The organism is Thermococcus sp. 5-4 (genome assembly GCF_002197185.1).
Taxonomy (GTDB): Archaea; Methanobacteriota_B; Thermococci; order Thermococcales; family Thermococcaceae; genus Thermococcus; species Thermococcus radiotolerans.
The window spans coordinates 1,658,495-1,684,322 of record NZ_CP021848.1 but is presented as its reverse complement, the minus strand read 5'-3'; the positions used below and the strand labels follow the sequence as shown (position 1 = coordinate 1,684,322).

The window sequence follows — 25,828 nt, the reverse complement described above, 5'->3', positions numbered from 1 at the left end:
TTTTTATTAAGTTCACACTCCAGTAGGTATCGGGTGATAGAATAATGAAGGTTTCGGTCATTGGCTCTGGTTACGTTGGCCTCGTTACCGGCATGGGCTTCGTTAAGCTTGGAAACGAAGTTATTTTCGTGGACGTTGATGAGGAAAAAATCAACATGATAAACAATGCAGAACCACCAATCTACGAGGAAGGCTTGGACGAGCTAATGAAGGAATTTAAAGGGCGCTATCATGCGACTAACGATTACCGCGAGGCGATTCTCAACTCTGAAGTCACTTTCATCTGCGTTGGAACACCCTCTCGAGAAGACGGCTCAATCGATTTAACCTACGTTAAACAAGCCGCCGAAGAAATCGGGAAAGTTTTGAAGGAGAAGGACTCCTACCACGTTGTCGTTGTCAAGAGTACTGTCCTGCCAGGAACAACCGAAAACGTCGTCAAGCCGATTCTGGAAGAGTACTCCGGCAGAAAAGCCTTCAAAGACTTTGGTTTGGCGATGAATCCCGAATTCCTCCGCGAGGGCGTTGCATTGAGGGACTTCCTCAACCCGGATAGAATCGTCATCGGCGTTCAGGACGAGAGGACGAGAGAGATTCTCGAGGAACTCTACCAGCCGATAGATGCCCCAAAGCTCTTTACTGACATTAAGACGGCGGAGATGATCAAGTACGCTTCAAACGCTTTCCTTGCGACAAAAATCAGTTTTGCCAACGAGATTGGGAACATTTGTAAGAAGCTCGGCATCGACTCGTGGAAGGTTTTTGAAGGCGTCGGCCTGGATCACCGGATTAGTCCGCACTTCTTTAGAACTGGAATCGGCTGGGGCGGTTCATGCTTCCCGAAGGACGTTAAGGCACTCATTAATAAAGCTGAAGAAATCGGTGAAGAGCCGGTAATACTGAAGGCCGTCGTGGAGGTGAACGAGAGGCAGCCGCTTAAACTCATTGAACTCCTCAAGAAGTACGTTCCAGAGCTTAAGGGAAAAACCGTTGGGGTCCTGGGACTGGCCTTCAAGCCGGATACGGATGACGTGAGGGAAACGAGAGCGTACATCGTCATCAAGAAGCTCCTCGATGAGGGAGCTAAAGTCCTAGCTTACGACCCTCAGGCGATGAAGAACTTTAAGCGATTCTATCCGGACGTTGGAGAGAGGATTGAATACGCGAGTTCGGTGGGAGATGTTTTGGAGAGGACAGATGTTGTCCTCATCGTTACAGAGTGGGGGGAGTTTGGGGAGTTGGATTATTCGGGGAAGATTGTAATCGATGGTCGTCGGGTGAGAGCCGCTGAGAGGACTGCGAAGATTTACGAGGGGGTGTGCTGGTGAAAGTTAGAAAGGCCGTTATTCCTGCGGCTGGACTCGGCACTAGAATGCTCCCAATAACGAAATCAATGCCCAAGGAAATGCTCCCCATAGTTGACAAACCAGTCATTCACTACGTGGTTGAAGAGGCTATAAAGGCCGGCATCGACGATATCCTCATAATTACCGGAAAAGGAAAACGCGCTATAGAAGATTACTTTGATAGGAGTTTCGAGTTGGAGTACTACTTGAGGGAGAAGGGTAAGGTTAACGAGCTCAGGCAGATTGAAGAGATTGGTGAAATGGTGGACATCTACTACGTCCGCCAGAAGAAGCCCCTCGGGCTGGGGGACGCGATACTCCATGCGGAGAAACATGTAAACGGAGAGCCTTTCGCTGTATTGCTGGGCGATGACATCATAATAAGTCAAAAACCTGCGATAGGACAACTGATGGAGGTCGCCAAAAGAAGGGACGCAGCGGTCATTGGCGTGGAGGAGGTTCCCTTTGAACTTGTGGGTAGATACGGAATCGTTGATGGAGAGAAAGTTGAAGACGGCCTCTACAGGATACGGAGCCTTGTGGAGAAGCCATCACCCGAGGAGGCACCTAGCAACATCGCAATAATCGGGAGGTACGTTTTAACACCGGATGTCTTCGACGCACTTAAAGAAACATCCCCTGGAAAGGGAGGCGAGATACAGCTCACCGACGCCCTCGGAGCCCTCTTAAAGGAACAGGAGATGTTCGCAAAGAAGATTGAGGGTAAAAGATACGATGTGGGGAGCAGGGTTGGCTTTATACGGGCCAACCTTGAATTAAGTCTCGCAAGGGAGGAGCTAAGAGATGAAGTAACCAAGCACTTACAGAGCATGCTTAAGGAGGTTCTTGATGGCTAAACCCACAGTATCCGTGATAATACCCACGTACAACCGCGCAAATCTGCTAAAAAGGGCGATAGAGAGCGTAATTAGTCAGCGATTTGAGGACTTCGAGCTGATAGTTGTTGATGACGCATCCCCTGATAACACCCCCGAGATCGTGGAAAGTATAAACGACACCCGGATAAGGTATATACGTCTCAAAGAAAACTCCGGTGGACCTGTTGCAAGGAACACTGGCATAAAGAAGGCCCGGGGGAAATTCATAGCCCTGCTGGATGACGATGATGAGTGGCTCCCCAACAGGCTGGAGGTCCAGGTAAGGAAATTTGAAAACCTTGATAGGGAATTTGGGGTCGTCTACGGGGGATTTTACTACGTCTCCCAGCAGGATGGTAAAATACTTGGGAAGAGACTTCCGAGGCACCGGGGTGACGTATACGAGCACTTTCTCCGTGAGAACTTTATCGGAAGCCCAACGTTGCTGATAAGGCGCGAATGCTTTAAAAGGGCGGGACTTTTTGACCCAAAGCTAACGAGCTCCCAGGACTGGGATATGTGGCTACGGATCGCGAGGTACTACAAATTTGATTACGTCAACGAGATAGTCGCAAAGTATTATGTTCACGGAAGGCAGATATCATTCAACATGGGGAAATACATCCCCGGAAGGGAACGATTCATCAGAAAGCACCTAGATATCTGGAGAAACCCAAATGTTCTCAGCATTCACCTAAGCCAGATGGGATTGCTCCTTCTCCTGGGCGGTGATCCAGAAAAGGGGCTGAAATACCTCATACGTTCCGTAGCAATCGCTCCCTTTAACATGGAAAACTACAGAAAGCTCGCCGAACTTGCACTGGATTCACGCTCGTTAGAGTACATCAAGAAAATACTGCATTTCAACAGGTAGCGCACTACATTTTTAAACCCCACTGGAAAGCCCTTATTAGGTGACCCAAATGAACAGCACACTCCTCATAGTCATCATTGGCATCGTCGCATTCTGGATGATCCTCTACGCCCTCTTCGGTAGAAGGGAGGAGAAGGAAGAGGGGCTGACCGTTGACCTGTTCATCGCAATGTGGAGAACCAAGAGGCTACTCGGGCTCATAGACAGCCTCGCAGGTAAGGCCAAGCGCTTCTGGAAGGTTTATGCGGACGTTGGAATAGTCCTTGGATTCGCTGGAATGGTCTACGTATTCTACGCCCTTCTTAAGACTGCAATGAGAACCATCCAAACCGGCGGCGAGCAGTCCGGGGTTCAGTTAGTCATCCCCGGCGTCACGATTCCCCTCTGGTACGGTCTCATAGCCCTCGCCGTCGTCATGGTGGTTCATGAGCTGAGCCACGGAATAGTAGCCAGGGCCGAAGACCTGCCACTAAAATCGGTGGGGCTGGTTCTCCTCGCGGTGATACCTGGTGCCTTCGTCGAACCGGACGAGGAGGAACTTGAGAAAGCCCCTCTCCGCTCGAGACTGAGGGTTTACGGCGCCGGTTCCCTCGCGAACGTCGCAACAGCCCTTATAGCTCTCCTAATAATAAACTTCGCAATAACACCCGTTCTTCAGCCCGCAGGGATCCTCGTTTCTGGGGTTTTGGAGGATGGCCCAGCGTTCGGCGTTCTCCAGAAGGGAGACATCATAATCGCAATGGACGGACAGCAGATAAGGGACATGGATAGCTTCATCAACTTCATGAACACGACCAAACCCGGCCAAGTCGTGACGCTTACAGTTCTGCGCAACGGGGAGGAACTGAACCTCCAGCTGAAGCTCGGTGCGCATCCTGAGGATCCGGAGAAGGGCTACATCGGCATCTATCCCGCCCAGCATGTGGTATCAAAAATCGGCTACGAGAACATAGTACTTCCGCTGTTCTTCACGTTCTACTGGATATACGTGCTCAACATCGGAATCGGCCTGATGAATCTCTTCCCGCTGGTGCCCCTCGACGGAGGCAGGATGCTGGACGACGTTGTTAAGGCGTATCTGCCGGAGAGAGTAGCCAAGCCGGTGAGGTACTTCACGATAGGCGTCGGCCTGTTCCTGCTGGCGCTCAACCTGTGGCCCGCGCTGGCGAATCTGGTCGGCTGAGCTAAATCTCCAGCCTCTCCGGGACTATCCTTATTTTTCCCTTTGAGAAGCGGAACTCAGCGGTGCACGGTTCAAAATCTGGCAGCAGAGACTTTCTCACTACCATCTTCTCGACTCCTGGTGCCTCCCTGTGGCTGAACTCTATTATATGCTCCGCGTACTGCGATATCCACGATATGAAGCGCTTTGAGACCCTATCCTGATTGAGGAGGAAGATGTTGACGGGTCTCTTTCTCCTTTCCGCGACTCGGGCGGATTCTTTCATCACCAGGTTCTTCTGGAGAAGCTTCATAGTGGACTCTTCTCCGAAGAGGTACGCGAAGCCGTCGAGGGTTATCGTAATGCCAATGGGTTTCCTTTCACCGACTTCGTGGAGAATCTCGTAATACACCGAAACCATCTTCGGAAGGTACGTGCTGGCATCGATCTCCCCTGGGGAATACACAAAGGGCAGGTCAGCGGCTATGCCGTTGACGGCGCTGAAAACGTCAATTATCGCCATATCCCTCGACTCACCGAGCTTTCTCACGTCAAAACCGAGCATCTTGCCGTACTTCTGCAGCAGGCTCAGAGGGAATGAGTAGTTGGTGACAACGCCGAAGCCGTTCCTGCTGACGAGGCTCCTGAAGATTTCAACCCCCAGCACCCAGCCGAAGGAGTTCGTGTCATAGATGACGAGAACTAGGCTGTCGTCGAGGAGGCCGCCCCCGAGCATGGTGTCCAGCTCATCAATCCCGGTTTTGATAACCTCATCCTCCATACGCCCCACTCAGTTAGTTTAAGGAACCAACCTTTTTAAACGATGTCCCGACCTTTCATCGGTGAGCCCATGAAGTGTTCCAAGTGCAACAGGCCTGCAGTTTATCACGCGCGCTACACGGGAAGGTATTACTGTAAGAAACACTTCAACGAGATGGTGGAGAAGAAGTTCAAGGAGACCGTCAAGAAGTACCGGCTCATAGAAAAGGGCGAGAGGATAGCCGTGGGAGTGAGCGGCGGAAAGGACAGTGTAGTCCTGATGCATCTCCTGGCGAAGCTCCGCGAGAAATTTCCCTTCGAACTGGTCGCGATAACGATTGACGAGGGGATATCGGGATACAGACCTCCGAGCGTGGAGATAGCCAAGAGAAACGCGGAAAAACTGGGCATAGAGCACAGGATTTATTCCTTCAAGGAATACATCGGCTTCACCCTAGACGAGACGGTTGAGATGATGGGGAGCTTTGAGAAGGGCGAGCGCGTCGGGGCCTGCTCCTACTGCGGCGTCTGGAGGCGCTGGCTACTCAACTATGCCGCAAAAGACGTTGAGGCAGATAAATTAGCCGTTGGCCACAACCTTGATGACGAGGTCCAGATGTTCATAATGAACATCCTGCGCGGTGACATAGCCCGGCTGGGAAGAACTGGTCCCTACTACGAGGAAATCCATCCGGAGCTGGTTCCTAGGATAAAGCCTCTCCGAGAGATTCCGGAGAAGGAGATAGTCCTGTATGCGGTTCTCAACGATATAGAGGTTGACCTCAGCGAGTGTCCCTACGCGGTCGAGGCCTTCCGGGCGGAGATAAGGGACTGGATAAACGAGATGGAGGAGGAACACCCCGGAACCAAGTACCAGATACTGAGGAGCTACGACAAGCTCTTCCCACTCATAGCGAAGACCTACACGAAGAGAACGAGCGAGCTGAACCGCTGCAAGATATGCGGCCAGCCGACGACGGGCGAGATATGCAAGGCCTGCCAGTTCCGCCTTCAGGTCGAGAGGAAGGCGAGGGAGAAGGGACTGACCTTTAGAGTTGGATAAGCATTCCCTAGTTGTCCCTAATTCTGAAACTCAGAGAAACCCCACGGTATAAATAGGCGGGGGTTCTATTCTTAATCGGTGAGACGCATGGAAGAGGTCAAGGAGCTGAGGGAGGTCCTCGAGAGAGTCGAGGGCAAGCTCATAGCGGCGGGAAAGATGTACGGAGCAATGAACTTTGGAGTGTGGCTGGCCATCATGAGCCTCTACTACGTCATGATGGGTGTACTAAATTTACCGTGGCAGTTCAACCTGATATACTGGCCGGTGGCGTTTATAGTTGCCATGAAGTTCACGGGCAACGTGTGGAAGAGGTACGTCAGACTGGCAGGAATATCGGGGAGTTCCTGGAAGGAAGGAGCAGTGATAATGGGGATATGGATTACGGGCGTACTTCTCGGGTGGATCGTGGTGCCGCTGGCTCTCAACAAGCCGGTCGATACCGAGATAGGTGTTGCCCTTCTCACGTTCATCTCGTTCTCCGTGGGAGGAATGTTCGCCCTTACGAGGGAGAGGGAAATGGTTCCGGCCTTTGGAATACCGGCACTCCTCATACCCTTCGCCTACAGCACAGTCTCCAACGCAACTGTACTGGCGGCCTTTGGAATCTCCCTAGGCTTCAGCCTCACAACCCTCTGGTACCTCCACTCAGCCTTCATGGCAATAGAGCGGTGATACCATGGAGGCCCTCAGAGAGCTGAGCAGGAATCACACACTTGGAAATCCGATTAGGTTAGGGGTGATGCTCTATCTGCTCCCGCGGGGGAGGGTTCTCTTCCGGGACCTCTTGAAGGTTCTGGAGGTAACGCCAGGCAATCTTGATTCGCACCTTAAGGCCCTCGAAAAGGCGGGCTACATCGAGATTTACAAGGTTATCGCAGACAGACCTCGAACGGCCGTTAGAATAACGGAGAGAGGAGCGAAGGAAACCGGGGAGTATTTGAAGGCCCTGAAGGAAGCGCTATCACTCATTCCCGCGGAGGACTGAATGGATAGCCCTTCTTAGTGACCATCCAGAGCCCGAAGAGGGCCCCCAGCTGTTCCATCAGGACGTCCCTTATCTTGTTCGGTATCGTCTCCTTCAGTATGCCCTCCGTGAAGTGGCTTCCAAACCACTCCGCTATTTCCCAGCCCACCCCGATCACCAGCAGGAGCGCGAAGGAGTAGAGGAGCATCTTTCTCCACGGCATCTCACTGAAAAGCCCCCGGAGGATGCTCACGAGGAAGAGCCAGAGGACGAGTCCCCCCAGGGAGTGGCTTATCATGTCCACGTTCCGGCAGGCGACGTTGAAGAGGTCCACGTTCGTGAACGGAACGTTTACGAGGGATGCATGGGCCGCGAGGAAAACCGAGGTCATGGCAGTGATGCCCCCGTTGTAGAAGGGGCTGAGAAGGGCCCCAAGGGTCCCGTCCGGCCGTTTGTACTTTCGAGGAAGCCACAGGAGGGCGAGAAGGTAGGCTATCATCCACGAAGTTCTCAGTATGTGGTCAACCCTTCGGTAATAGAGGCCGGTTAAAAACCCGATGAGAAGCACGAATATTGATACCAAAACGACCTTTTCTTCCCGGTTTATATCTACCACCAGTCCTGGGCGATTTTCAAACTACTTAAGCCTTTCGATGCTCCGCTTTGGCTTCCTCCTCGGCCTTTCTCCTCAGCTCCTTCATGCGCTCTATCCTGTACTCCTCCACGAGGCGGAGGAGCCTCTCTGCCTCCCTCTCGCGGTCTTCCTCCTCCCATCTCGCCAGCAGTTCATCGATTGCCCTTTCGAGGGTCTCCCTCTCAACGACGGCAAACTCGTCAACCCTCTTGACGTCCAGCTCATCGCTCGTGAAGAATGGCAGGTGGGCCTCTCGGAGGACTTCCTTGACCGGCCCCGGAAGGGGCTTCTCGGTGATGAGGGCGCGTATCCCCTTCCCAACCAGCTCCTCCGCTATACCTCTACCCGCCCCAGCGGGGTTTACGACGAAGAGAACGTCCCCCCGCTTGATTCCTATTTCACGTTCCAGCCTCTGGAGCTCGCGCCAGCTGAGGACGTTCATGACCTTGAGAGGAACCGCGCTGCCACGTATCTCTACCACGTTCATCCTCTTCACCTGAACCAAGTCCTTGCTCAGGCGCTCTATGACGGCCTTGGCATCCCTAAGCTGCCTTTCCAGAACCTCTATGCGCTTCACCTTCGCCTCCAGCTCCCTCTCGCGGAGAACCTTCCTCCGGATCTCCTCGTCGTAGTCAACCAGCTTTCTCTCAAGCCGGCCGATTACCCTCTTCTGCTCCTTTATAACCTCCCTCAGCTCGGCATTTTCTCTCTCAAGGAACTCTATCCTCCTCTCAAGCTCGCGGATGCGCCTTATGTAAGGCCTGGCATCTATACTCTGCCGCTCCTCGGGTGCTTCTCCTTCCTCCTTCGGCCTCTCACGCAGTGTAACGCGCTGCATGGCCTCTCCGAGGTTGTAGCCCTGAATGACCAAAGCTTTAACCTCGTCGGCCTTTCTCGTGAGTCCCGCCTCGCGGAGCTTGGCGTCAACGTGCTCAAGCTTGGGCTTCAGGCGAAGGTAGGCCTTGTAAGCGGCGGCTAAAGCGTCGCGCTGATGATCGTCGTCAACGCTTATCCCCAGGTTCCGCAGGAGCTCGTTCTTCTCCTCAACGCGGAGGCTCTCCCTGGGGACGAAAAGGTTGGCCTTGAAGGAGCGGGCAATTTTTTCGACGAATCCTGGGGCAGGGTTTACATCGGTAGCAACGATAACCGGATGCCCGACGTCGCTTATGAACCGGAAGACCTCGCCGACCGGCATGTTCCTCTCACTGTGGAGGGCGACTATCCTCCCGTTCAGGTCTATGGCCGCTATGCCAACCGTTATCCCGGGATCTATGCCCACTATGATGCTCCTCCTCTCGCGTATTGCCTCTTCCCCCTTCAGGGGGGCGAAGCCAAGCTCGGCCCTCTCAACCGGCTGGATCCTCACCTCGACGTCCCCGCCGCGCATGGGCTTTATCAGTCCCGCGAGCTCTTCCCTGCGGGCGTAGACCTTGAACTCCCCCTTGGCCAAGCCGTAGTCCTTCTCCTCAGTCTCAAGGTCGAAAGGTATATCCGCCCTTCTGAGCCTGTCCTCTATCTCCCTCACTTTATCGCGGACGAGGTTGTGAACGCGCTTCCTGTACCTGTCCTGGCTCCAGCCACCCTTGCCATGGCTTCTCCCCCGGGTTACCTTGATTATCACCTCGTCTTCGAAGGCAAGAACCTCGTAGCCGACTCCTTTGCTGGCCAGCAGGGCGGAAAGCTTGGCCTCCTCATAGGGGTCAAAGCGGTCTCCGGTTCTTATCCCGTGCTCCCTCGCGAGGCTCTGAAGGGTTCTCTGCTCACCCGGACGGCCGGTCACCTGGACGAGCTTCGTCCCGCTCGGCAGGGCCCGGAGGAACTTCCTGAGGTCGTCGCCAAGCTCGGTGACGCTGTCCATAGCCACTATATCCGGCCTCTTGGACTGGATGAAGCGGATAAGACGGTAGAGAGTGAACTCACCCTTTCTCTCAAGCCTGCCGTTGAACCAGCTCACGACGGCAAACCTCTTGGGGTTCTCGCTTATTATGTCCACTCCGAGGATTAGAATAGGCCTCACCCTCTAAGGGTTCTGTAGAAAGGTTGGAGGGGCCATTTAAAAAGCTTATCAGCCCCTCAAGGAGGTTCTGATGGCGACCTCAAAGGCCTTCCTTATCGTTTCAACGGCCATTGAAGGCCTCGGCTTTTCTAGAGCCTGCTCGTGGCTGAAGGGGACGTGGATGAAGCCGGCCTTGGTCTCCATTCCAGCGACAGCTATCGTGTGGAGCGCCGTGAACATTGCAGTATTGCAGACGTAGGTGCCAGCCGTGTTGGAAATTCCAGCTGGGATTTTTGCCTCCCTCAAAGCCCTCACGATGGCCTTTATCGGGAGTGTTGCGAAGTATGCAGCCGGCGCGCCCTCAAAGACAGGTTCGTCCTCTGGAGCAAAGCCCTCGTTGTCAGGCATCGTCGAGTCCATGACATTTATTGCAACGCGCTCGACGGTTATGTTCGGCCTCCCGCCGGCCTGACCGGCCAGGATCACAAAGTCCGGCTTCTCATCGACGATCAGCTTCGGGAGAATCTTCCTGACGCCGTTGAAGGTCACCGGGAGCTGGCGCTTTATTATCTCTGCCCCCTCGATCTCATCCGGAAGCCCCGAAACGGCCTCCCAGGAGGGGTTTATCTCCTCGCCGCCGAAGGGCTCAAATCCCGTCACGAGCACTTTCATGCTATCACCGAAAAGGTTAGGTTTTTAGGTTTTAAAACGCACTCCCCTCGGTGGGTGAGAATGAGGTACGACGTTCTTATCATCGGTGGCGGACCGGTTGGCAACTACCTCGCCAACCTGCTCGCGAGGGACTTCAGGGTAGCCGTTGTGGAGAGAAAGGGCTCCTTCGGGGGTAAGGCCTGCACCGGCATAATAGGGGCCGAGAACTATGAGAGGCTCGGCCTTCCGGAGAGTGCAGTTTTGAACAAGCTCCGCGGTGCGGTTTTCTACTCGCGGATACAGAGCTTCGAGATAGGGAGAAAATCGCCTCAAGCGTATCTCGTGGACAGGAAGGCCCTTGAGAGGTGGCTGGCAGAGAGGGCCGTGGGAAAGGGCGTGGACTACTACATGGCGACCACGTTTCTTGCCTTCAGGGATGGAAAGGCCGTCCTCCAGAGGCTCGGCGAGAGGATCGAGATAGAGGCAGACTTCTACATCGGCGCCGACGGCGTGAACAGCACCGTAGCCAAGGCGATAGGGGTTCAGACGAAAGGTGAATTCCTGAGCGGCTACGAGGCCGAAGTGGTGGGAGAATTCAATCCCGACTTCGTCGAGGTCTGGGTGAACAGGGAGATAAATCCCGAGTTCTTCTTCTGGGTGGCCCCGGTGAGCGAGAGAGTTGCCAGGGTTGGAACATTCGGGAGCCTCGATGCCTTCCACAGGTTCCTGAAGATAAGGATGCTGAAGCCAACTTCGATAGTCGAGTTCAAAGCTGGAAGCGTCGGCTTCGGCGTAAGGAAGCCCTGGGTCAGGAACAACGTTGCGCTCGTGGGCGACGCGGCGCTGCAGATAAAGCCGACCACCGCTGGAGGAATAGTCTACGGGATGTACTGCGCCCACGTCCTCAGAAGGGCGCTCCTCGATGGAAGGCTCAGGGACTACGAGAAGGGCTGCTCCTTCGTCAAGAAGCAGGTAAGCTTCGGGCTCCGCTTCAGGAAGGTCTTTCTGGGCCTGAGCCAGGACGACATCGAGAAGGTCTTTGAGGTCCTCGGAAGTCCAGAGGCGAGGGAGGTCATAGAGGGCCAGGCCGACTTCGATGACCACGTGAAGACCGCGAAGGCAATCCTTAAGAGGCCAAAGCTCCTCGCAAGGCTGATAAAGATAAGCCCGGCCATAGTCAGAACCCTCCTGTGAGGTGGTTCCATGGCAACGTGGAGGATGGGACTTCAGGAGGAGTACCTCAGGGCTATAGCCGAGGGCAGGAAGAGGGTCGAGGGGCGCTTGTACGACGAGAAGAGGCAGGGAATTAGGCCAGGAGACACGATAATCTTCGAGAACAAGCTGATGTGTGTGGTGAAGGACGTGAGGGTTTACTCCTCCTTCAGAGAGATGCTGGAGAAAGAAGGATTAGAGAACGTCCTCCCCGGCGTTGAGAGCATCGAAGAGGGCGTTAAGGTGTACCGCCGCTTTTATTCGGAGGAGAAGGAGCGAAAGTACGGGGTAGCGGCAATAGAGGTCGAGCCGGTCGGGTGGATTGGAGAACCCCTTGAATGACTACCCAACCAAAAAGTTAAAGTCCCTTCTCCCATTTTAACATGGTGTGCGATATGAGAAAGAAGCTCCTCATCATTATCCTTCTGGTGTTCATAATCGGTTTCATATCGCCACCCGCAGGAGCCAGTTCATTAATGGGAAGAGAGGTGGAGCACTACATAAACGAATACCAGCTCCGAACCCTGAACCATGCATGGAACACCGGAAGCGTTTCCGGATGGGACGCCTTCAGGGAAAACGAGACGTTTTATCTTGCATGCCTCAAAGTTATAGCCCTCGCGCGGAGCGGCTATCCAAGGAACTCGACGGAGTTCCGAGCACTGGTCGAATGGATAAAGTCAAGGCAGGACAAGGACGGTTCCTTTCCGGCGATAATAACTGACGACTACCCAGAGCCAGATTCGGAGTGGTTTTACTGGGAGCTCTCCAGATCGGCCGGAACAGGACTGGCGATTTTAGCTCTCCTTGGGGCGGGTGAAAGTCCCGATTCCAGGGAGATAGAAAAGGCAGCCCAATTCCTCCTGAAGAACGAGAGCGGGAACCACTGGGGGAGCACGGTCTACCTGTTCTGGGAGCAGACGGGACTCAACGCGGTCAATGAGTCGCCGAGCATCGTTGCCACGGCTTATGCAATCGCCGCCCTCTCAAGACTCGGTCACAACGTCTCGGAAGAGTGGAGATGGCTGGAGGAGAGGCTGACGCCGGAGAGGCTTGTGAGCCCGTATCTGGACAACACCTTCACGGGTTTCATCTTTCCCATGCCCTACCGCGATATTAGGCCCCCCTACGAGAGCATAGTCCTGCCGTTGCTCTTCCTGAGGGAGGAGAACATGAGACCGCCGAAGGGGACGCTCGATTTCATCGCCTCCCTTCTCGAAAGGACGCAGTACCTCGGAAACGCAACGCTGAGGCTGAGCTTTAGGGGGATTACCAACTACACGGTTGAGGAGAGGGTTTACACAGTAAACGGCTGGGAAGTGGAGAAAACCTGGAACGGGACCGGAAGAATGGCCGAGATAAACGTCAGCCTGGGGACCCCCGACCGGGGAAGTACCTTCCTGATACTCTCAGGGAAAGCCCTTCTCGAAAACGAGTCCGGCTTCTTCAGGGGAGGAGTGAGGCTCTACCCGGAACTTCCGGAGGGATATCAACCTTTCATCGGAACTGGGTACGCCGAAAGGACGGTTTTCCAGTTCAGGGATGGGGAGAACTACGCAGTGATTGAAGACCCGCACTTGGACGGTTCCTGGAATCATGAAGTTTACTCGACGGCTATAGCCCTGATATGGCTCCACATGGCTGGCAGGGACGAGGGCACCAAAGAGGCCCTCGAATTTCTCGAACTCGCGAGTCCCAGAGAATCCATGACCTTTGACGGCGATGCCTATGCTCTGATAGCCCTGAGCCTATACGGTGGAAAGTGGGAAAGCAACAGGCCCGGACCAGTGGAGAATGAGCCAAGCGCCCAATCAGGGGTTTCATGGAGGCTGCCGGCGATTTTTGGGATAGGGCTTTTGATTGGGGCACTCATTGGCGCCAAAGCGGGAAGAAAATGAAGGAGTGGCTAAAAAGAAACCTCAGAGGTACCTCTCCTTCACCCACCTTATGAAGTAGTCCGGGTTCAGCTCCTCACCGATGGCCCTCTGAAGGAGCTCCTTGGGTGGGTATATGCTTCCGTGCCTGTGAATCCTCTCGCGGAGCCAGTCCTTTATGGGTCCGAAGTTGCCCTCGCTTATCAGCTCCTCCACGTTGAGATCGCGCTTCATGTGGTAGTAGAGCTGAGCCGAGAGGAGTGTTCCGATGCTGTAGGTCGGGAAGTAACCGACCGTTCCGTGGGCCCAGTGGATATCCTGCAGGATTCCCTCGCGGTAGGTCTTTGGCCTTATGCCGAGGAGGTTCTCCATCTCGTCGTTCCAGAGCTCGGGGAGGTCTCTGGCTTTAACGCCCTCATTGAGCATCATCCTCTCGAGCTTGAAGCGGAGGAGTATGTGGAAGTTGTAGGTAACGACATCGGCCTCGGTCCTTATGAAGTCCGGGCGCACCATGTTGAAGTACAGGTAGACGTCCTCGGGGGTGTACTTGGACATGAAGGGCAGGTTCTCCCGAAGGGTTGGGTAGATGAGGCCCGCGAACTCCCTCGAGCGGCCAACGATGTTCTCCCAGAAGCGGCTCTGGCTCTCGTGGATTCCAAGGGAGACGCCCCCGACTATGGGGCTGAACATGAATCTCTCGTCCTGCTGGAGCTCGTAGAGCGCATGTCCGAACTCGTGGACCGTGCTGAGGACGGTCATCCTGAAGTCGTAGCCCTCGTAGCGCGTGGTTATCCTGACGTCCCTTATCCCGAACTCAGTCGTGAAGGGATGAGCCGAAACGTCGAGCCTTGAGCGAACGCCGAGTGGAAAGCCGAACTTCTCGAGTATCCAGCGGTTCACCTTCTCCATCTGGGCCTGCTCGTAGGTTTCCTTCTCAAGCGGGTGGCTCTGGGGAACTTTCCCCTCCTCCATTATCTTCTCGAGGAGAGGCTTGAGCTCCTTCTCGAGCTTGTCGAACATCCTCTCGACTTCCTTGGTCCTGAGGCCCTCCTCGAAGAGGTCGAGCAGGGCATCGTAGGGCTCGTCCTCGTAGCCGAGGTAGTCGGCGGCGCGCTTCGCGAGGTCTATGATTCTATCGAGCCACGGCTCAAACTTGGAGTAGTCGTCACTTCTCTTCGCCTCCTCCCAGGCCTTCGTTGCCTGGCTCGTGACCTCGCTCATCTCCCTAAGGAACTCAGGTGGGAAAGAGCGGCTTATCCTTATGTTCCTGTCAAGAACCCTGACGACACCGCGCTCGTACTCGTTGAGGTCCTCGATTCCCTTGGCCTTCTCGACGAGCTCAATGAACTCCGGCTTGAGGAGGAACTCCTGGCTGAGAACAGAAAGCTCGCCCTGGGCAACCGAGCGCTCAAGGATGCCCTCCCGTGGCATGTTGACCTCCATGTCCCAGCCGAGGACGCTCTGGGCGTGGCCTATTGCCCAGATGCGCCTGTACCTCATGAGTATCTCCCTGACGGTCTCGTTCTGGAAGACGCTTTCCATCGAAACCACCCCTTGTTTTTGATAGAACTTTCAGGCATCCGCTTTTAATCTTTTCGATGCTCATCTAAACGGGAGGGTAGAAGTCTGTTACTTCCACCGGAAACGGCTTAAAGGGGGAAGCGTAAGTCCGTGAAAGAACGAGTGCTGGTGATGACTATGGAACTCGACCTGGCTGTACTGGGCCACGTCTCAATAGACCACATTCGGTTTCCGGGGAGGGAGGAGATACTCTATCCCGGTGGTGCGGCTGCGGCCGTGGCTACTTCGGCAGCTTTGGCCGGCGCGAGGGTTGGCCTGATAACCAAAGTTGGAGAGGATTTTCCCAGGGAATGGCTCGAAAAGCTCGCCTCCGTTCTGGACGTGGGGGGCGTTCAAATCCTGCCCGGCAAGACGATTCACATATACATGATTTACCACGAGGACGGAACCGTGGATGCTCCAGTTGACATGGGTGTCGCCCGTAACATGGGGGAGACCCCGATTCCGGAGGAGTACATGAACGCCGAAATCTTTCACATAGCCCCGATTCCACCAGAAGAGCAGCTCAAGGCCCTGAAAAGGCTGGAAGGCAAGAGGATAAGCCTGGACTTTAACCCGACCTACATCGAGGACTACGCCAAGAGAACCGGGCTCATGAGGGAGATAGTATCGCGGGTCGAGGTTCTCTTTCCAAACGAGAGGGAAGCTTTAACGATAACCAAGGTCCGGGACGTGAAGAGAGCCGCTGAGGTACTGTACGAATGGGGAGCGAAGATAGTCGTGATAACGCGCGGCGAGAGGGGCGTTCTCGTCTATGACGGTGATTTCAGGGAGTTCCCGGCGCTTCCGATATCCCCCCACGAGATAGTCGATCCCACCGGTGCGGGGGATGCCTTCGCGGGCGGCTTTCTTGCGATGTACTCCAGGGGTGCGGCGCTCGAAGACTGCGTGAGAAGGGGCCTGGAGAGGGCGAGGGAAGTTCTGAAAAAAACCGGAAGCTGGAGCGTTTAAGAGGTCGCGAGCCTGGCGAAGAGGTAGAGCACCACCAGGAGCAGCGCCGCCAGGGCCGTCACCTCCAGCCTCGGGAGCGCAGGGGAGAGCGTTGACATCAGCAGGTAGGTTGGGAAGGACATCGCAACAGCCGCGAGGAGAATGAGGTAGTGCTCCCTCGGGGCACGCTCCCTGTCCAGGTAGCCCATTTCAAGGGCGAGGATAGCAAGCGCCATCACAGCGAGACCGTAGAGACCCCCCGTCCTCGTGTAGATGAGGAAAGCCGCCGTTGCCAGGAGAAAGAGCGTGCCGACGAAGTACCACTGAATCGCCATGAGGGCCAGCGGGATTAGGAGGAGGGTTCTGGAATCGAGGGTTCCGAGCAGGACGAAGAGTGGAACCAGAGGTATGAGGGAGTAGAGCCTTCTCCTCACTTTCATAGACCCACCACCTCCGCTATAGCAGCCTCCAGGGGTTTTCTGACATCCCAGTCGATGATGATACCGTAGGCGGACATCTTTATGAGCATCGCGCGCCTCTGGAGCATCAGCAGCTTCAGCGCAAGCTCCTCCTCTCGGCTCTTAGGCTCAACCGCCGTGTAAGGATTGGGACTTATGACGACGACGTTGTAGCCGTACTGGGCCATTATCCTGAGGGCCTCTCTGCTCTCCTCGGTCAGGAGGGGGGAGAAGTACAGCAGCTGGGCTTTGGCCGGGAAGCGCGCCTTTATGAGGTGCTCGACCTGGTAGGTTATCATGTTGTTCTTGTCGGGTTTGGCCGTGCTCAGGAAGTCGATGCACTTGAAGAAGTGCCTCTTGCCGTAGTCAACTCGAATCCAGAGCGGGACCTCTTCGGACAGTAGGAGTCCGAAGCTCGTGCCGTTGTTGAGTGCATTGAGCATGAGGGAAGCCGCGGCACGGACGAGGTGGTCAAAGACGAGATCCCCCGTGTAGGAGGCGTCCACTATGAAGACGACGTCGACCTTGCGCTCGCTCTCGTACTCGTTGGCCATTATCCTGCCGGTTCTGGCGGTGGCCTTCCAGTTGATTATCTTGAGCGGATCGCCCGGCTGGTACTCCCTGACGGCGTGGAACTCAACACCCTCCCCCACCCTCGGCGATGGGAGCGGGCCGACGGTTATCTTCGTTCCCTTGGTGGAGTACGGCGTCGGGACGTCCGTGATTATCGGAACGCCCACTATCTCGCTGTAAACCTCCACCGCCTTGTCAACCTTGAAGAAGCCGAAGGGGTCGCGGTAGCTCAGCCTCACCCAGTTGAACTCGTGAATTCCCCTCTTAACGCGAACCCTGTACCGTATCTCCCGTTCCTCCCCGGGTTTGAGCGACAGAACGTACTCTTTCTGCCCTTCTACGAGCTCCAGACCCGGCGGGATGTCCTCCGTGATCTTCAGGGTGGGTATCCTCTCGTGCGATTTAATTCTAAGGACTATCTCCAGCTCGGTTCCCTCAAGGAAGCGGTTGTGCGGGATTACACGCTCTATCTCAACGTTGAGGGTCGGTTTGAAGAAGAACACCGCCACGAAGAGGAGCCATATTATCGGGAGCGTCAGGTACACGAGCTCCCACCGCAGGAGGAGAAAGGCCAGCATGACGATTAGCCAGAGGGCGAGGAGTATCTCCTCCGCCTTCTCCGTTGGGTACATTTTGCCCGTGGGCTCCTCCCTCTCCTCGACCGGAACGGAGTGCCCGTAGAGCGGGGGTTGGGCCTGCACCTTTTCACCTCACTCAAACTTGGGAACTGGAACGCGCTCAAGGAGCTTCGCCATTATGCTCTCCTGGCTGACCTTCGTGTACCAGAGCTCCCTCTTGAGGATGAGCCTGTGGCTCAGCGCCGGAACGGCGACGGCCTTTATGTCGTCTGGAATGACGTAGTCCCTACCCTCGAGGGCAGCATAGGCTCTGGAGAGCTTGAGAAGGGCGAGGCTCCCCCTGGGCGAGGCCCCAACCTCTATCTCCTTCTTGTCCTCCCTCGTGGCTAGGACTATCTCGGTTATGTACTCCAGGATTGCGTCGCTGACGTAGACGTCCTCTATGGCCCTTTGCATCTCTACGACTTCTTCTGGGGTCAGGATCGGTGTTATATCCACCTCCTCCTTCTTCCTCGCCATCCTCCTGCGGAGTATCTCGATCTCCTCGCTCTTGCTCGGATAACCGACGCGGAGCCTGACGAGGAACCTGTCCAGCTGGGCCTCCGGAAGCGGATAAGTACCCTCCTGCTCTATTGGGTTCTGAGTGGCGAAGACTATGAAGGGCCTCTCAAGTTCGTACGTGTTGCCCTCGACGGTGACCTGCCTCTCCTGCATGGCCTCTAGGAGAGCGCTCTGGGTCTTGGGCGGGGCACGGTTTATTTCGTCGGCCAGGAGTATGTTCGTGAAGACGGGGCCCTTTTTGAACTCGAACTCGAGCGTTTTCTGGTTGAAGATGCTGACGCCGAGGATGTCGCTGGGGAGAAGGTCGGGTGTGAACTGGACGCGCTTGAACCTCACCCCCATCGCGGTGGCGAAGCTCTTCGCCATGAGCGTCTTGGCCAGTCCGGGCAGGTCTTCCAGGAGTATGTGGCCATCCGCCAAAATCGTCGTCAGTATGAGCCTCAACACCTCGTCCTTTCCGACTATCGCCTTCTTGACCTCTTCAAGAACGGCGTTACCCTTGGAGCTTACCTCCTCTATCTTCATAGAGATCCTCCTCCACAATTTTTAAGGCCCTTTCAAGGTTATCGAGAAAGTCTCCCTCCGAACGGAGGGCTTGGATGGCCTCGTTCGGCTCGGAAGTGAGCGAATGAAACGTCTGATTGTAGTCCTCGGAGAGGGTGGCGTATATTTCCGCTATCTTCTCCTCAAGGAGGGAGCGTGCAACCCTTCCCCTCTTGGCGCGCTCTATGAGCGTCACAACCCTCTCAACGTCAGTTTTTCTCTCGACCCTCTCCAGTCTCTCCCTCGTGGGGAGGGGAGCGCGTATCTCAAATCCGAAGAGGAGAAAGGCCAGAAGGGCACCCAGCGCCAGAACGGCGAGCCATCTAACCAGGTAGGAGCCGGCAACTATGGCCACGAGCAGCGGTATCACGGCTATCGCGAGCACGTGTCTGTTAAACCTCATCCACCCCCCTCCTCATCTCGCGGTAGACCTCGAGGGCCCTCCGGGCATCATCCCATGTTATTTTCTCGGGGGCGTATTTGGCCTTTTCGAAGAGCCGCGTCAGCTCGACGAAGGCATCGTGCATGTATTTAACATGCTCCGCGTGCTCCCAGTGCGTCCAGCTCTCCTGGTACGGCATCCCGAGGTACTCGAGCCAGAGAACGGCGTTCTTGTATATACCCACGACGGCCTCCCTTGGGTTCTCAAACATCCCAAGGCCGAGTTCGTCGAGTTTCCTGTCGAAGAGCTCGGCCCGGAGCCTCATCTCCCTGCGTTCCTTCTTCCGCAGGTACGTCCTGTACTGGACCGCGGCGAGGTATGAAAAGACCACTATCCCAATGAGCAGAACGGCATAGAGGATGTACTGGGAGGGGAGGGACTGCCTGGTCGGGGCCAGTTGGGTGCCGTTGTAGTGACCGGGGGTTTGAACGGGCGCGGAACCGTTCACGGAAGCGTTTAAGGCGGTACTGTTGTTGGAGGGGATTTTTACGGCCGCATTCTCCCGAATCAGATACATCACGAGGACGAGGCCGGAAAATCCCAGAGCCAGCATGATATACCTGATGAAAAGGGCGAGGCCGCCCGAATCAAGTCTCTGAAAGGGGTCCTTCCATCCTAAGAATACGCCAACGATAACGAACAGGCCAACTATCGCGAGGATCATCACGAGAACACCCGCCCACTGGGCGGGACTACCCCTTGAGGTCTCCGACGTGGCCGCGCTGTAGTTAATCATCAGCGCCATCAATGAAAACAGCAGTCCAGAGAGGGCCAATAATTTTACCCTGGTGGACATTTTTATCAGGGGTTTTAGAGAGGGCAGGTTTAAAAACTTTTACCCCCAGGTAAAGGTCAGGTGATGAAAGTGGAGAGGGTTCCAAGGCTTTACGTTGAAGCTCCCCCCGAGGAGTGCCTTGAGGGAAGGAAGGTTAAAAAAGACTGCGTGGTCATCAGCGGGAACGTTGAGGTCTGGCTGAAGAGGGACGAGAGCGTTCCGGACTTCATCGAGATCGAAGGGGCCAAATTCCTGGCGAAGGAAGTTTACGACAGGTTCTACCTCTACGTTGACAGAATGGAGGGTAAGATGCTTGCCGATGCCATCCTGGCCCTCCCCGATGGGAGAACGCGGATATATTTGAAGAGGGACGATGAACTGCTAATCCTTCCCGTCGAAGGATACACGAAAACCCTGATAGCGAACGTTGGGAACCGGGTGAGGACGGGGGATGCCTTTGCAGCGATAACCACCAGAAAAGGAGAGGTTCACTACCTCAAGCCGCCCAAGACGGGAACGGTCGTGTTCATAGACGAGGTGACCAACAGGCCGCACTACGTTTACTACATACTCCCCGAGGAATGAGCGTTCTTTCCCACTTTTGTACAAACCTTTATAAACTGCCGGGTCAAGCCCCACCTGAAGAGAATTTTGGAGTTGAAGGAAATGAAGATTGAAGCTGGAGATTTTGTGGTGTTTCACTACGTCGGAAAGTTCGAGAACGGCGAAGTTTTTGATACCAGTTACGAGGACATTGCCAAGGAGAACGAGATATACGTGGAAGAGAGGGAGTACAGTCCCCTTGGCGTCAACGTCGGTGTTGGCGAGATAATCCCCGGCCTTGACGAGGCCCTTATCGGCATGGAGCTTGGGGAGAAGAAGACGGTCACGATACCGCCGGAGAAGGCCTACGGCATGCCCAACCCGGAGCTCGTCATTGAGGTGGCAAAGACGGAGTTCTCAAACGTCGGCATAGAGCCCATCGAGGGCATGTACGTCATGACCGACTCGGGAATCGCCAAGATAGCCAAAGTCGGCGAGGAGAACGTCACCCTTGACTTCAACCATCCGCTGGCAGGGAAGACCCTCGTCTTCGAGGTAGAAATAGTGGACATTCAGAAAGCCAAAGAAGAGGCCTCAGACGGCGAGGTTGAGGCCTGAGGCTCCCTGGAAGACCGCCACTCCCATTATTACGAGCAGCAGGCTGTACTTTATGCCTGCTGAGTATTTCCCTTCTCTTATGACGCCAATTCCAAGGCCTGAAACTATCGCTTGGAGGGCAACGAATCCCAGCAGTATGGTCCTCACGGTCTCCACCGGAAACTCCACGTTGCCGGTGCTCATAGCCAGCATTACCTGGGCGACTATGCCGAGTATGAGGGGTCCGATAAAACCGCTGGTGATTATGAAGAACATCACCTGCATGCCCGTTGAGGCCTTCCTCTCCTGCTTTATCCTGAGTATCTCCCTGACGTCGTTTCCAACGAAGACAAGGACGTCGCTCATCGGGGCACCCCTCTCGAGGGCCTCGATGATGATCATCATCGAACGGTAGATGACGGGAGACTTTCTGTTCCTTACCGCAAAGGCCCTGAGGGCTTCGACGGTCGGACGGCCCTTCTTTATCTCGGCTACGGTCTTCTTGAACTCGTCAGTCAACGCTCCGAACTTGGCTGTTGTCAACTCCTCCAGAGCCTCCGAGAAAGAGATACCCGCCCTGAGCGAGCTGGCCAGGTAGAAGAACGCATCCGGGAGCATCTTCTCCATTTCATCAATGCGCTTGCTGATTCTCCAGTAGGGGTAGCCAAAGGCCATCACTCCAAAGAGGGCCAAGAACGTTATGAGGGCATAAACTGCAGTGAAAAACATATCAACGAGTACGGCACCGATTATTCCGACCAGCAGGGAGACGATGAGGTACTCTGCGGCGAGGAAGTTTATTCCCGAGGAGTATATGAACACCTCGTAGCGCCTCATCCATCGTTTGGGGACTATTCTCTCAATGATCTGAACCAATGCTCCTGACAATCCTCCCGCCATCATTGTCACCTCGGCTCTCCCTTCTTAATCATGTTGACCACTATGAACGACAGCGCCGGGAAGGCGAACAGCAGTATAACCGCCAGGGTCTCCGGGGGCAGTATGAGCTGCTGGGACATCACCGAACCGGCGAGTATTCCAACGACGAACATGGTGGGCATGACTATCGTCATGAACATGTAGATGAACGCTATACCGTTGACCCTCTGGACGTACTCTATGAGCTTCATCCTGTACTCAAAGGCGAAGTCCTCGGCCAGTTTGTAGAGTATCTCGGAGAGGTTTCCACCGAACTTTATCGCCCTGAGTATCTGCTTGACGACACGGCTGACGTTCTCGGAGCCCATTTTCTCATCAAACTTGGTGAGGGCATCCTCAAAGGAGGAACCCGTCCTCATGTCCCTCAGTATGAGCTCAAACTCCTCGGATATAACGCCGTAATCGGCGCGGGCAACGGATAGCAGGGCCTCGGATATACCGACACCAGCGCTGAGGAGGGAAGCCATGTGCCTCAGGGCGTAGGGCATCGCCCTCTCAACCTCAACTACCCTGCGCTTCCACACCATGCGCGGATAGTACCTCATGTACATGAAACCGCCCACGAAGCCCAGGAACCCAACGAGGGCGGACATGTCAATGGGGATGTACAGAAGGTACGCGAACAGGAATCCAAAGATGCCCGCAAACACGGCCACCGCCAGCATCAGCGCGACGTACTTCTCCTGGGGCATCAGTATGCTCGCCCGGTAAAGCTCCTGGTCGAGGCCCTTGAGGGAGTTCGTGAGTGATTGAACCGGTCCCTTGAAGTAGCGGAGCACAGTCTCCGCAAGCCTCTCAGAGAAGGGCTTCTGGATTTCCTTCTTCCTCCACTCCAGAATCTCCTCTATCTCCTTCTCCTTTTCTTCCTCAGCCCTCTCCTTCTCGATTTCCTTCTGCAGTTCTTTGAGCGCCCGGAGCCTCTCCTGAACACTTTTACCCTGGGGGATTCTTCGCAGGGGCTTCTCGGCGACCTCTACCGTCTTTCCCCCTAGGCGCTCCAAAAAGTCGGTGATGGCTTTAACGACGCCCACGATTATCACCCTTAGATCAGATTCTTAACCTGCTTGCTGGTTTCAATGCTGCTCTCGGCCTGAATCCTCTTCAGCAACGCCTCCTCGTCTATGTAGAACTGCCTTATGTAGTGGCCAACCTTATCAATGCTCCTGATGCCCTGCTCTATCATCCAGTCGAGGATTATCTTGCGCTTCTCCTTCTCGAACTCAAGCTCGGATATGCTCATACCCGTGTGGTGGGCCAGGGTGTTCAGTGTTCTGCTCGGAACTCCCGTGGGAATCAGCTCATCCTTGGCCGGGTCGTACTTGTAGAGCTTGTTGAGCTGGACGCTCTCGGCCTCGATGCCCGAGATCTCGGCTATCTCTGTGATGCGCCTTATGGTTCCCTTCTTCCGGCTGTGGAACCTGACCTGCATTATGATGATGTCCAGCGCGGGTATCATTATCCTGGGAACGCTCATTGGCGGGCTCTCCAGACGGACTATGGTTTCCCTCGCGCTGTTTGAGTGTATGGTTCCCATACAGCCGTCGTGACCCGTGTTCATTGCGGTGAACATAGTTCTGGCCTCTGGACCACGGACCTCACCGACGATGATTCTGTCGGGACGCATACGGAGGGTGTTCTTAACGAGGTCGTCCATGGTTATCTCGCCCTTGCCCTCGACGTTGGGCGGCCTCGTCTCGAGCCTGATCCAGTGCTCAACCGGGAGCTGAAGCTCGGCCGTGTCCTCTATCGTTATCACACGCTCACTCGGCGGGATGAACATGGCTAGGGAGTTAAGGGTAGTGGTCTTACCGGAACCCGTACCTCCTGCAACGAGAACGTTCGCAGGCTTGACGCCCAGGCCATCCACGAATATCCACAGCAGGGCAGCTATCTCGGTGTTCATGGTCCCGTACTTGATTAGGTCGATTATCGTGAGCGGGTCCTTCTTGAACTTACGGATGGTTATGGTAGGGCCGTCAAGGCTGATCGGTGGGATGGTCGCGTTGACACGGCTTCCGTCCGGAAGGCGTGCATCCAGGAGGGGGCTCTGCTGGTCGATTCTCCTGCCCACTTCCCTCGCTATCCTCTCGATGATGTTGAGTATCTCCTTCTCCTCGGGAAAGACTATGTTGGTCTTACACATATTGAAGCGCCTGTGCCAGACGTAAACGGGCCTGCCTGTACCTATGACCATGATTTCCTCGAGGTTGTCGTCGCGGACGAGGGGATCGAGCTTGCCGTAGCCTATCATGGACTGGACTATCATCTCGGTGAGGACCTCGACCCTGCCCTCCGAGAAGTGGGGGGCCTCGTCCTTTATCATCCTCCTGACGGCGTTCATGAAGACGCGCCTGCGCTCCTCCAAGTCTGGAAAGGCAGAGGGGTCTATCTGGAGTTCTGTTATCGCCCGGTCCTTGATCCTCTTGAAGAGCTCCTCCTCCTCGCGGCTTAGCTTGGGGAGGCGGATCTCGTATATGGGGACGGGTTCGCCCTTAACGCGGAGGATGCGGACGTTTCCGTAGGCATCCAAAACCTCGGCCTTCCCCGCGTAGGTCGTCTCCTCCGCGCGAACAGATGAACCTAGGATATCCTGGAGGGTTGACGGCGGTTTGGGTTTGGGGGCAGGCTTGGGCTTCTCCTTGGGGGCCTCTTCCTCCTTGGTGAGTATCTCTCCAAGAATATCGGCACCGGTGGGCCTGTTGGTGATGGCCTCCTCGGGGGAGGGCCTGCTGAGGATCTCCTCTAAATCAACTCCTCCCTCCTCCCTCACAAAGGGGAGGTGCTCCTCCTCTTCCTCCTTAGTTTTATCCTCCTTCTTGAGGACGTTCTCAAGGAGGTCGTCCTCCCCGCTCAGTATCTCATCAATCCATGAGATGGTCTCCTTCTTCTTTTTCTTCTCATCCGGCACCAACGCTCACCGCCCCTCATTCTTCCAGCTGACGTGATAGGTTATATCAACACCCTTACCCATGAATATTATCCACACGGGGAAGTCGAAGCCTGCCTGCTTGGGCGGATTGATCTCTGGCGTCCCAACGGAAACTCCGCTGATTAAACTGCTCGAAAGCTGGAACATTCCAGGCATCGTTGGAAGCGGCTGCGGCTGGCTCTTCTGAGGCGGGTTAAGGCCCTTGTATTTCCACACGAACTCCTCCATGTAGTCCCTGTACGTCATTGTGTAGTTGGGGGTGAAGTCCGTCATACTGGCACCATCGAATATGACCGGTATCGAGGCGGCGAAGAACGTGTTGAAGGTTCCCGCATCGTTGGGAACGTTTGTGAGGCGGAAGGTAACGTCACCCTCGTACTGAAGGATCTTGATGTGGGCATCAACCATTGGGAACATGCTCCTCAGGTAGAGAACCTTGGGGGTGTTTACGAGCTGAGGATACATGACCCCGCAGCTTATTATTCCAATATCATCCAGATCCTCTATCACGCCGCTAACGCTACTCCCGTTGTACTCAACGGTGGTTATTTTAGCGGTATCTCCGCAGACCGTCTTGTAATCCATGGTCGGGACTATGTACGAGTAGTGAGAGGTTATCCTGAAGTTTACAACAACGGTTTCGTAGGGCATTATCCAGAAGCCAGTGTAGTAGTTGAGGGTGGTCTTCTTAACGTTCGATATGTTGTGGAGAACCGTGTTTCCAACGAGTACGGCATTCATGGTCTCGCTGTTGTCCAGCCTGTAGACGGTGAAATCGTAACGCGGGTTCACCACTATGAACTTGGGGAACGGGGCAGTGTTCACCATGGTAACGTTCAGATCTATCATAACCTGCCCCATGATACCTATGTTGTTGTAGGTATCGCCGGGAAGACGATAGGTTGCTGCACTAACCAAAGATGAAGCTAACAAAAGAATAAAGAGAGATGCTGCGAGGCGTTTCAT

The 25,828-nt window shown here is 55.0% G+C and carries 27 protein-coding genes; 13 read left to right on the top strand and 14 right to left on the bottom strand.

Annotation, left to right across the window (positions count from 1 at the left end):
- Window positions 1-44: 44 nt before the first annotated feature.
- Genes CDI07_RS09315 through CDI07_RS09300 form a run of 4 tightly spaced genes read left to right on the top strand, consistent with a single transcriptional unit; the run spans window position 45 to window position 4,281 of the window.
- A complete protein-coding gene (locus CDI07_RS09315; protein WP_088181360.1) occupies window positions 45-1,328 on the top strand; it encodes a UDP-glucose/GDP-mannose dehydrogenase family protein in 1,284 nt (427 codons plus the stop codon).
- Window positions 1,325-2,203 (top strand): UTP--glucose-1-phosphate uridylyltransferase GalU, encoded by an 879-nt coding sequence (gene galU / locus CDI07_RS09310; protein ID WP_088181359.1) that lies wholly within the window; start codon window positions 1,325-1,327, stop codon window positions 2,201-2,203. The genes CDI07_RS09315 and galU overlap by 4 nt, the downstream gene beginning before the upstream one ends.
- The gene (locus CDI07_RS09305; protein WP_088181358.1) at window positions 2,196-3,098 is read left to right on the top strand and encodes a glycosyltransferase; all 903 of its coding nucleotides are present in this window, start codon (window positions 2,196-2,198) and stop codon (window positions 3,096-3,098) included. Before galU ends, CDI07_RS09305 begins: the two co-directional genes overlap by 8 nt.
- Window positions 3,099-3,147: 49 nt before the next feature.
- Window positions 3,148-4,281: a site-2 protease family protein gene (locus CDI07_RS09300; protein WP_088181357.1), complete on the top strand. Its 1,134-nt coding sequence runs from the start codon at window positions 3,148-3,150 to the stop codon at window positions 4,279-4,281.
- 1 nt (window position 4,282) lies between these two features.
- Here CDI07_RS09300 and CDI07_RS09295 read toward each other — a convergent pair whose 3' ends face one another.
- Window positions 4,283-5,050 carry a hypothetical protein gene (locus CDI07_RS09295; RefSeq protein WP_145954994.1) on the bottom strand — a complete coding sequence of 256 codons (768 nt, stop codon included), beginning with the start codon at window positions 5,048-5,050 and terminating at the stop codon, window positions 4,283-4,285.
- A gap of 60 nt (window positions 5,051-5,110) precedes the next feature.
- On the opposite strand from CDI07_RS09295, the gene CDI07_RS09290 reads away from it, so the two are divergent.
- The 3 genes from CDI07_RS09290 (at window position 5,111) to CDI07_RS09280 (ending at window position 7,067) form a co-directional block, all read left to right on the top strand.
- Window positions 5,111-6,082, top strand: coding sequence for a TIGR00269 family protein (locus tag CDI07_RS09290; RefSeq protein ID WP_088181355.1), 972 nt, complete (start codon window positions 5,111-5,113; stop codon window positions 6,080-6,082).
- Between the two features lie 87 nt (window positions 6,083-6,169).
- On the top strand, window positions 6,170-6,754 hold the full coding sequence (locus CDI07_RS09285) for a hypothetical protein (RefSeq protein ID WP_088181354.1): 585 nt from the start codon (window positions 6,170-6,172) through the stop codon (window positions 6,752-6,754).
- 4 nt (window positions 6,755-6,758) lie between these two features.
- Window positions 6,759-7,067: a transcriptional regulator gene (locus tag CDI07_RS09280; RefSeq protein ID WP_088181353.1), complete on the top strand. Its 309-nt coding sequence runs from the start codon at window positions 6,759-6,761 to the stop codon at window positions 7,065-7,067.
- On the opposite strand, the gene CDI07_RS09275 is transcribed toward CDI07_RS09280, so the two are convergent.
- From CDI07_RS09275 to pcp, 3 genes are read right to left on the bottom strand one after another with little or no spacing between them, the layout of a single operon-like run.
- Window positions 7,048-7,662, bottom strand: a complete 615-nt coding sequence (locus CDI07_RS09275; RefSeq protein ID WP_088181352.1) for a hypothetical protein — start codon at window positions 7,660-7,662, stop codon at window positions 7,048-7,050. The two genes, CDI07_RS09280 and CDI07_RS09275, sit on opposite strands and share 20 nt — an antisense overlap.
- 25 nt (window positions 7,663-7,687) lie before the next feature.
- Entirely contained in the window at window positions 7,688-9,697 is a 2,010-nt protein-coding gene (locus tag CDI07_RS09270) for a DUF460 domain-containing protein (RefSeq protein ID WP_088181351.1), read from the bottom strand.
- 48 nt (window positions 9,698-9,745) lie between these two features.
- Window positions 9,746-10,348, bottom strand: coding sequence for a pyroglutamyl-peptidase I (gene pcp, locus CDI07_RS09265; RefSeq protein WP_088181350.1), 603 nt, complete (start codon window positions 10,346-10,348; stop codon window positions 9,746-9,748).
- Window positions 10,349-10,408: 60 nt separating this feature from the next.
- Here pcp and CDI07_RS09260 point away from each other — a divergent pair, with 60 nt between their 5' ends.
- The 3 genes from CDI07_RS09260 to CDI07_RS09250 are packed head-to-tail and all read left to right on the top strand — an operon-like array spanning window position 10,409 to window position 13,437.
- Window positions 10,409-11,521: an NAD(P)/FAD-dependent oxidoreductase gene (locus CDI07_RS09260; RefSeq protein WP_088181349.1), complete on the top strand. Its 1,113-nt coding sequence runs from the start codon at window positions 10,409-10,411 to the stop codon at window positions 11,519-11,521.
- A gap of 9 nt (window positions 11,522-11,530) precedes the next feature.
- Window positions 11,531-11,881: an ASCH domain-containing protein gene (locus tag CDI07_RS09255; protein ID WP_088181348.1), complete on the top strand. Its 351-nt coding sequence runs from the start codon at window positions 11,531-11,533 to the stop codon at window positions 11,879-11,881.
- 53 nt (window positions 11,882-11,934) lie between these two features.
- Entirely contained in the window at window positions 11,935-13,437 is a 1,503-nt protein-coding gene (locus CDI07_RS09250) for a prenyltransferase/squalene oxidase repeat-containing protein (protein WP_088181347.1), read from the top strand.
- Between the two features lie 21 nt (window positions 13,438-13,458).
- Here the strand turns inward: CDI07_RS09250 and CDI07_RS09245 are convergent, their stop codons facing one another.
- Window positions 13,459-14,955, bottom strand: coding sequence for a carboxypeptidase M32 (locus tag CDI07_RS09245; RefSeq protein WP_088181346.1), 1,497 nt, complete (start codon window positions 14,953-14,955; stop codon window positions 13,459-13,461).
- A gap of 156 nt (window positions 14,956-15,111) precedes the next feature.
- On the opposite strand from CDI07_RS09245, the gene CDI07_RS09240 reads away from it, so the two are divergent.
- Window positions 15,112-15,945, top strand: coding sequence for a carbohydrate kinase family protein (locus CDI07_RS09240; protein WP_088181345.1), 834 nt, complete (start codon window positions 15,112-15,114; stop codon window positions 15,943-15,945).
- On the opposite strand, the gene CDI07_RS09235 is transcribed toward CDI07_RS09240, so the two are convergent.
- The 5 genes from CDI07_RS09235 to CDI07_RS09215 all read right to left on the bottom strand — a co-directional run bounded on the left by CDI07_RS09235 (window position 15,942) and on the right by CDI07_RS09215 (window position 19,875).
- Window positions 15,942-16,364: a hypothetical protein gene (locus tag CDI07_RS09235; RefSeq protein ID WP_088181344.1), complete on the bottom strand. Its 423-nt coding sequence runs from the start codon at window positions 16,362-16,364 to the stop codon at window positions 15,942-15,944. The genes CDI07_RS09240 and CDI07_RS09235 overlap by 4 nt on opposite strands.
- Window positions 16,361-17,587: a DUF58 domain-containing protein gene (locus CDI07_RS09230; RefSeq protein ID WP_088181577.1), complete on the bottom strand. Its 1,227-nt coding sequence runs from the start codon at window positions 17,585-17,587 to the stop codon at window positions 16,361-16,363. Before CDI07_RS09230 ends, CDI07_RS09235 begins: the two co-directional genes overlap by 4 nt.
- Before the next feature lie 78 nt (window positions 17,588-17,665).
- On the bottom strand, window positions 17,666-18,619 hold the full coding sequence (locus CDI07_RS09225; RefSeq protein ID WP_088181343.1) for a MoxR family ATPase: 954 nt from the start codon (window positions 18,617-18,619) through the stop codon (window positions 17,666-17,668).
- Window positions 18,588-19,040, bottom strand: a complete 453-nt coding sequence (locus CDI07_RS09220) for a hypothetical protein (protein WP_088181342.1) — start codon at window positions 19,038-19,040, stop codon at window positions 18,588-18,590. Before CDI07_RS09220 ends, CDI07_RS09225 begins: the two co-directional genes overlap by 32 nt.
- Entirely contained in the window at window positions 19,030-19,875 is an 846-nt protein-coding gene (locus CDI07_RS09215) for a DUF4129 domain-containing protein (protein WP_088181341.1), read from the bottom strand. Before CDI07_RS09215 ends, CDI07_RS09220 begins: the two co-directional genes overlap by 11 nt.
- Before the next feature lie 69 nt (window positions 19,876-19,944).
- On the opposite strand from CDI07_RS09215, the gene CDI07_RS09210 reads away from it, so the two are divergent.
- Complete coding sequence (locus CDI07_RS09210) at window positions 19,945-20,439, top strand: DUF2118 family protein (RefSeq protein ID WP_088181340.1); 495 nt, start codon at window positions 19,945-19,947, stop codon at window positions 20,437-20,439.
- An 81-nt stretch (window positions 20,440-20,520) separates the two neighbouring features.
- Entirely contained in the window at window positions 20,521-21,015 is a 495-nt protein-coding gene (locus CDI07_RS09205) for a peptidylprolyl isomerase (protein WP_088181339.1), read from the top strand.
- Here CDI07_RS09205 and CDI07_RS09200 read toward each other — a convergent pair.
- Genes CDI07_RS09200 through CDI07_RS09185 form a run of 4 tightly spaced genes read right to left on the bottom strand, consistent with a single transcriptional unit; the run spans window position 20,992 to window position 25,828 of the window.
- Window positions 20,992-21,897 (bottom strand): type II secretion system F family protein, encoded by a 906-nt coding sequence (locus CDI07_RS09200; protein ID WP_193432412.1) that lies wholly within the window; start codon window positions 21,895-21,897, stop codon window positions 20,992-20,994. The two genes, CDI07_RS09205 and CDI07_RS09200, sit on opposite strands and share 24 nt — an antisense overlap.
- Window positions 21,898-21,899: 2 nt before the next feature.
- On the bottom strand, window positions 21,900-22,964 hold the full coding sequence (locus CDI07_RS09195) for a type II secretion system F family protein (RefSeq protein ID WP_088181337.1): 1,065 nt from the start codon (window positions 22,962-22,964) through the stop codon (window positions 21,900-21,902).
- A gap of 11 nt (window positions 22,965-22,975) precedes the next feature.
- Window positions 22,976-24,841 (bottom strand): CpaF family protein, encoded by a 1,866-nt coding sequence (locus CDI07_RS09190; RefSeq protein WP_088181336.1) that lies wholly within the window; start codon window positions 24,839-24,841, stop codon window positions 22,976-22,978.
- Between the two features lie 6 nt (window positions 24,842-24,847).
- Window positions 24,848-25,828 (bottom strand): hypothetical protein, encoded by a 981-nt coding sequence (locus CDI07_RS09185; protein WP_088181335.1) that lies wholly within the window; start codon window positions 25,826-25,828, stop codon window positions 24,848-24,850.

Excerpts from the sequence above, each read along its gene's own strand:
- pcp (WP_088181350.1), bottom strand. The coding sequence starts at position 10,348 with ATGAAAGTGCTCGTGACGGGATTTGAGCCCTTCGGCGGCGAGGAGATA.
- CDI07_RS09315 (WP_088181360.1), top strand. The coding sequence starts at position 45 with ATGAAGGTTTCGGTCATTGGCTCTGGTTACGTTGGCCTCGTTACCGGC.
- CDI07_RS09200 (WP_193432412.1), bottom strand. The coding sequence starts at position 21,897 with ATGATGGCGGGAGGATTGTCAGGAGCATTGGTTCAGATCATTGAGAGA.
- CDI07_RS09300 (WP_088181357.1), top strand. The coding sequence starts at position 3,148 with ATGAACAGCACACTCCTCATAGTCATCATTGGCATCGTCGCATTCTGG.
- CDI07_RS09185 (WP_088181335.1), bottom strand. The coding sequence starts at position 25,828 with ATGAAACGCCTCGCAGCATCTCTCTTTATTCTTTTGTTAGCTTCATCT.
- CDI07_RS09240 (WP_088181345.1), top strand. The coding sequence starts at position 15,112 with ATGGAACTCGACCTGGCTGTACTGGGCCACGTCTCAATAGACCACATT.
- CDI07_RS09245 (WP_088181346.1), bottom strand. The coding sequence starts at position 14,955 with ATGGAAAGCGTCTTCCAGAACGAGACCGTCAGGGAGATACTCATGAGG.
- CDI07_RS09205 (WP_088181339.1), top strand. The coding sequence starts at position 20,521 with ATGAAGATTGAAGCTGGAGATTTTGTGGTGTTTCACTACGTCGGAAAG.
- CDI07_RS09255 (WP_088181348.1), top strand. The coding sequence starts at position 11,531 with ATGGCAACGTGGAGGATGGGACTTCAGGAGGAGTACCTCAGGGCTATA.
- CDI07_RS09235 (WP_088181344.1), bottom strand. The coding sequence starts at position 16,364 with ATGAAAGTGAGGAGAAGGCTCTACTCCCTCATACCTCTGGTTCCACTC.
- CDI07_RS09260 (WP_088181349.1), top strand. The coding sequence starts at position 10,409 with ATGAGGTACGACGTTCTTATCATCGGTGGCGGACCGGTTGGCAACTAC.
- CDI07_RS09250 (WP_088181347.1), top strand. The coding sequence starts at position 11,935 with ATGAGAAAGAAGCTCCTCATCATTATCCTTCTGGTGTTCATAATCGGT.
- CDI07_RS09220 (WP_088181342.1), bottom strand. The coding sequence starts at position 19,040 with ATGAGGTTTAACAGACACGTGCTCGCGATAGCCGTGATACCGCTGCTC.
- CDI07_RS09285 (WP_088181354.1), top strand. The coding sequence starts at position 6,170 with ATGGAAGAGGTCAAGGAGCTGAGGGAGGTCCTCGAGAGAGTCGAGGGC.
- CDI07_RS09230 (WP_088181577.1), bottom strand. The coding sequence starts at position 17,587 with ATGTACCCAACGGAGAAGGCGGAGGAGATACTCCTCGCCCTCTGGCTA.
- CDI07_RS09280 (WP_088181353.1), top strand. The coding sequence starts at position 6,759 with ATGGAGGCCCTCAGAGAGCTGAGCAGGAATCACACACTTGGAAATCCG.
- CDI07_RS09215 (WP_088181341.1), bottom strand. The coding sequence starts at position 19,875 with ATGTCCACCAGGGTAAAATTATTGGCCCTCTCTGGACTGCTGTTTTCA.
- CDI07_RS09225 (WP_088181343.1), bottom strand. The coding sequence starts at position 18,619 with ATGAAGATAGAGGAGGTAAGCTCCAAGGGTAACGCCGTTCTTGAAGAG.
- CDI07_RS09305 (WP_088181358.1), top strand. The coding sequence starts at position 2,196 with ATGGCTAAACCCACAGTATCCGTGATAATACCCACGTACAACCGCGCA.
- CDI07_RS09290 (WP_088181355.1), top strand. The coding sequence starts at position 5,111 with ATGAAGTGTTCCAAGTGCAACAGGCCTGCAGTTTATCACGCGCGCTAC.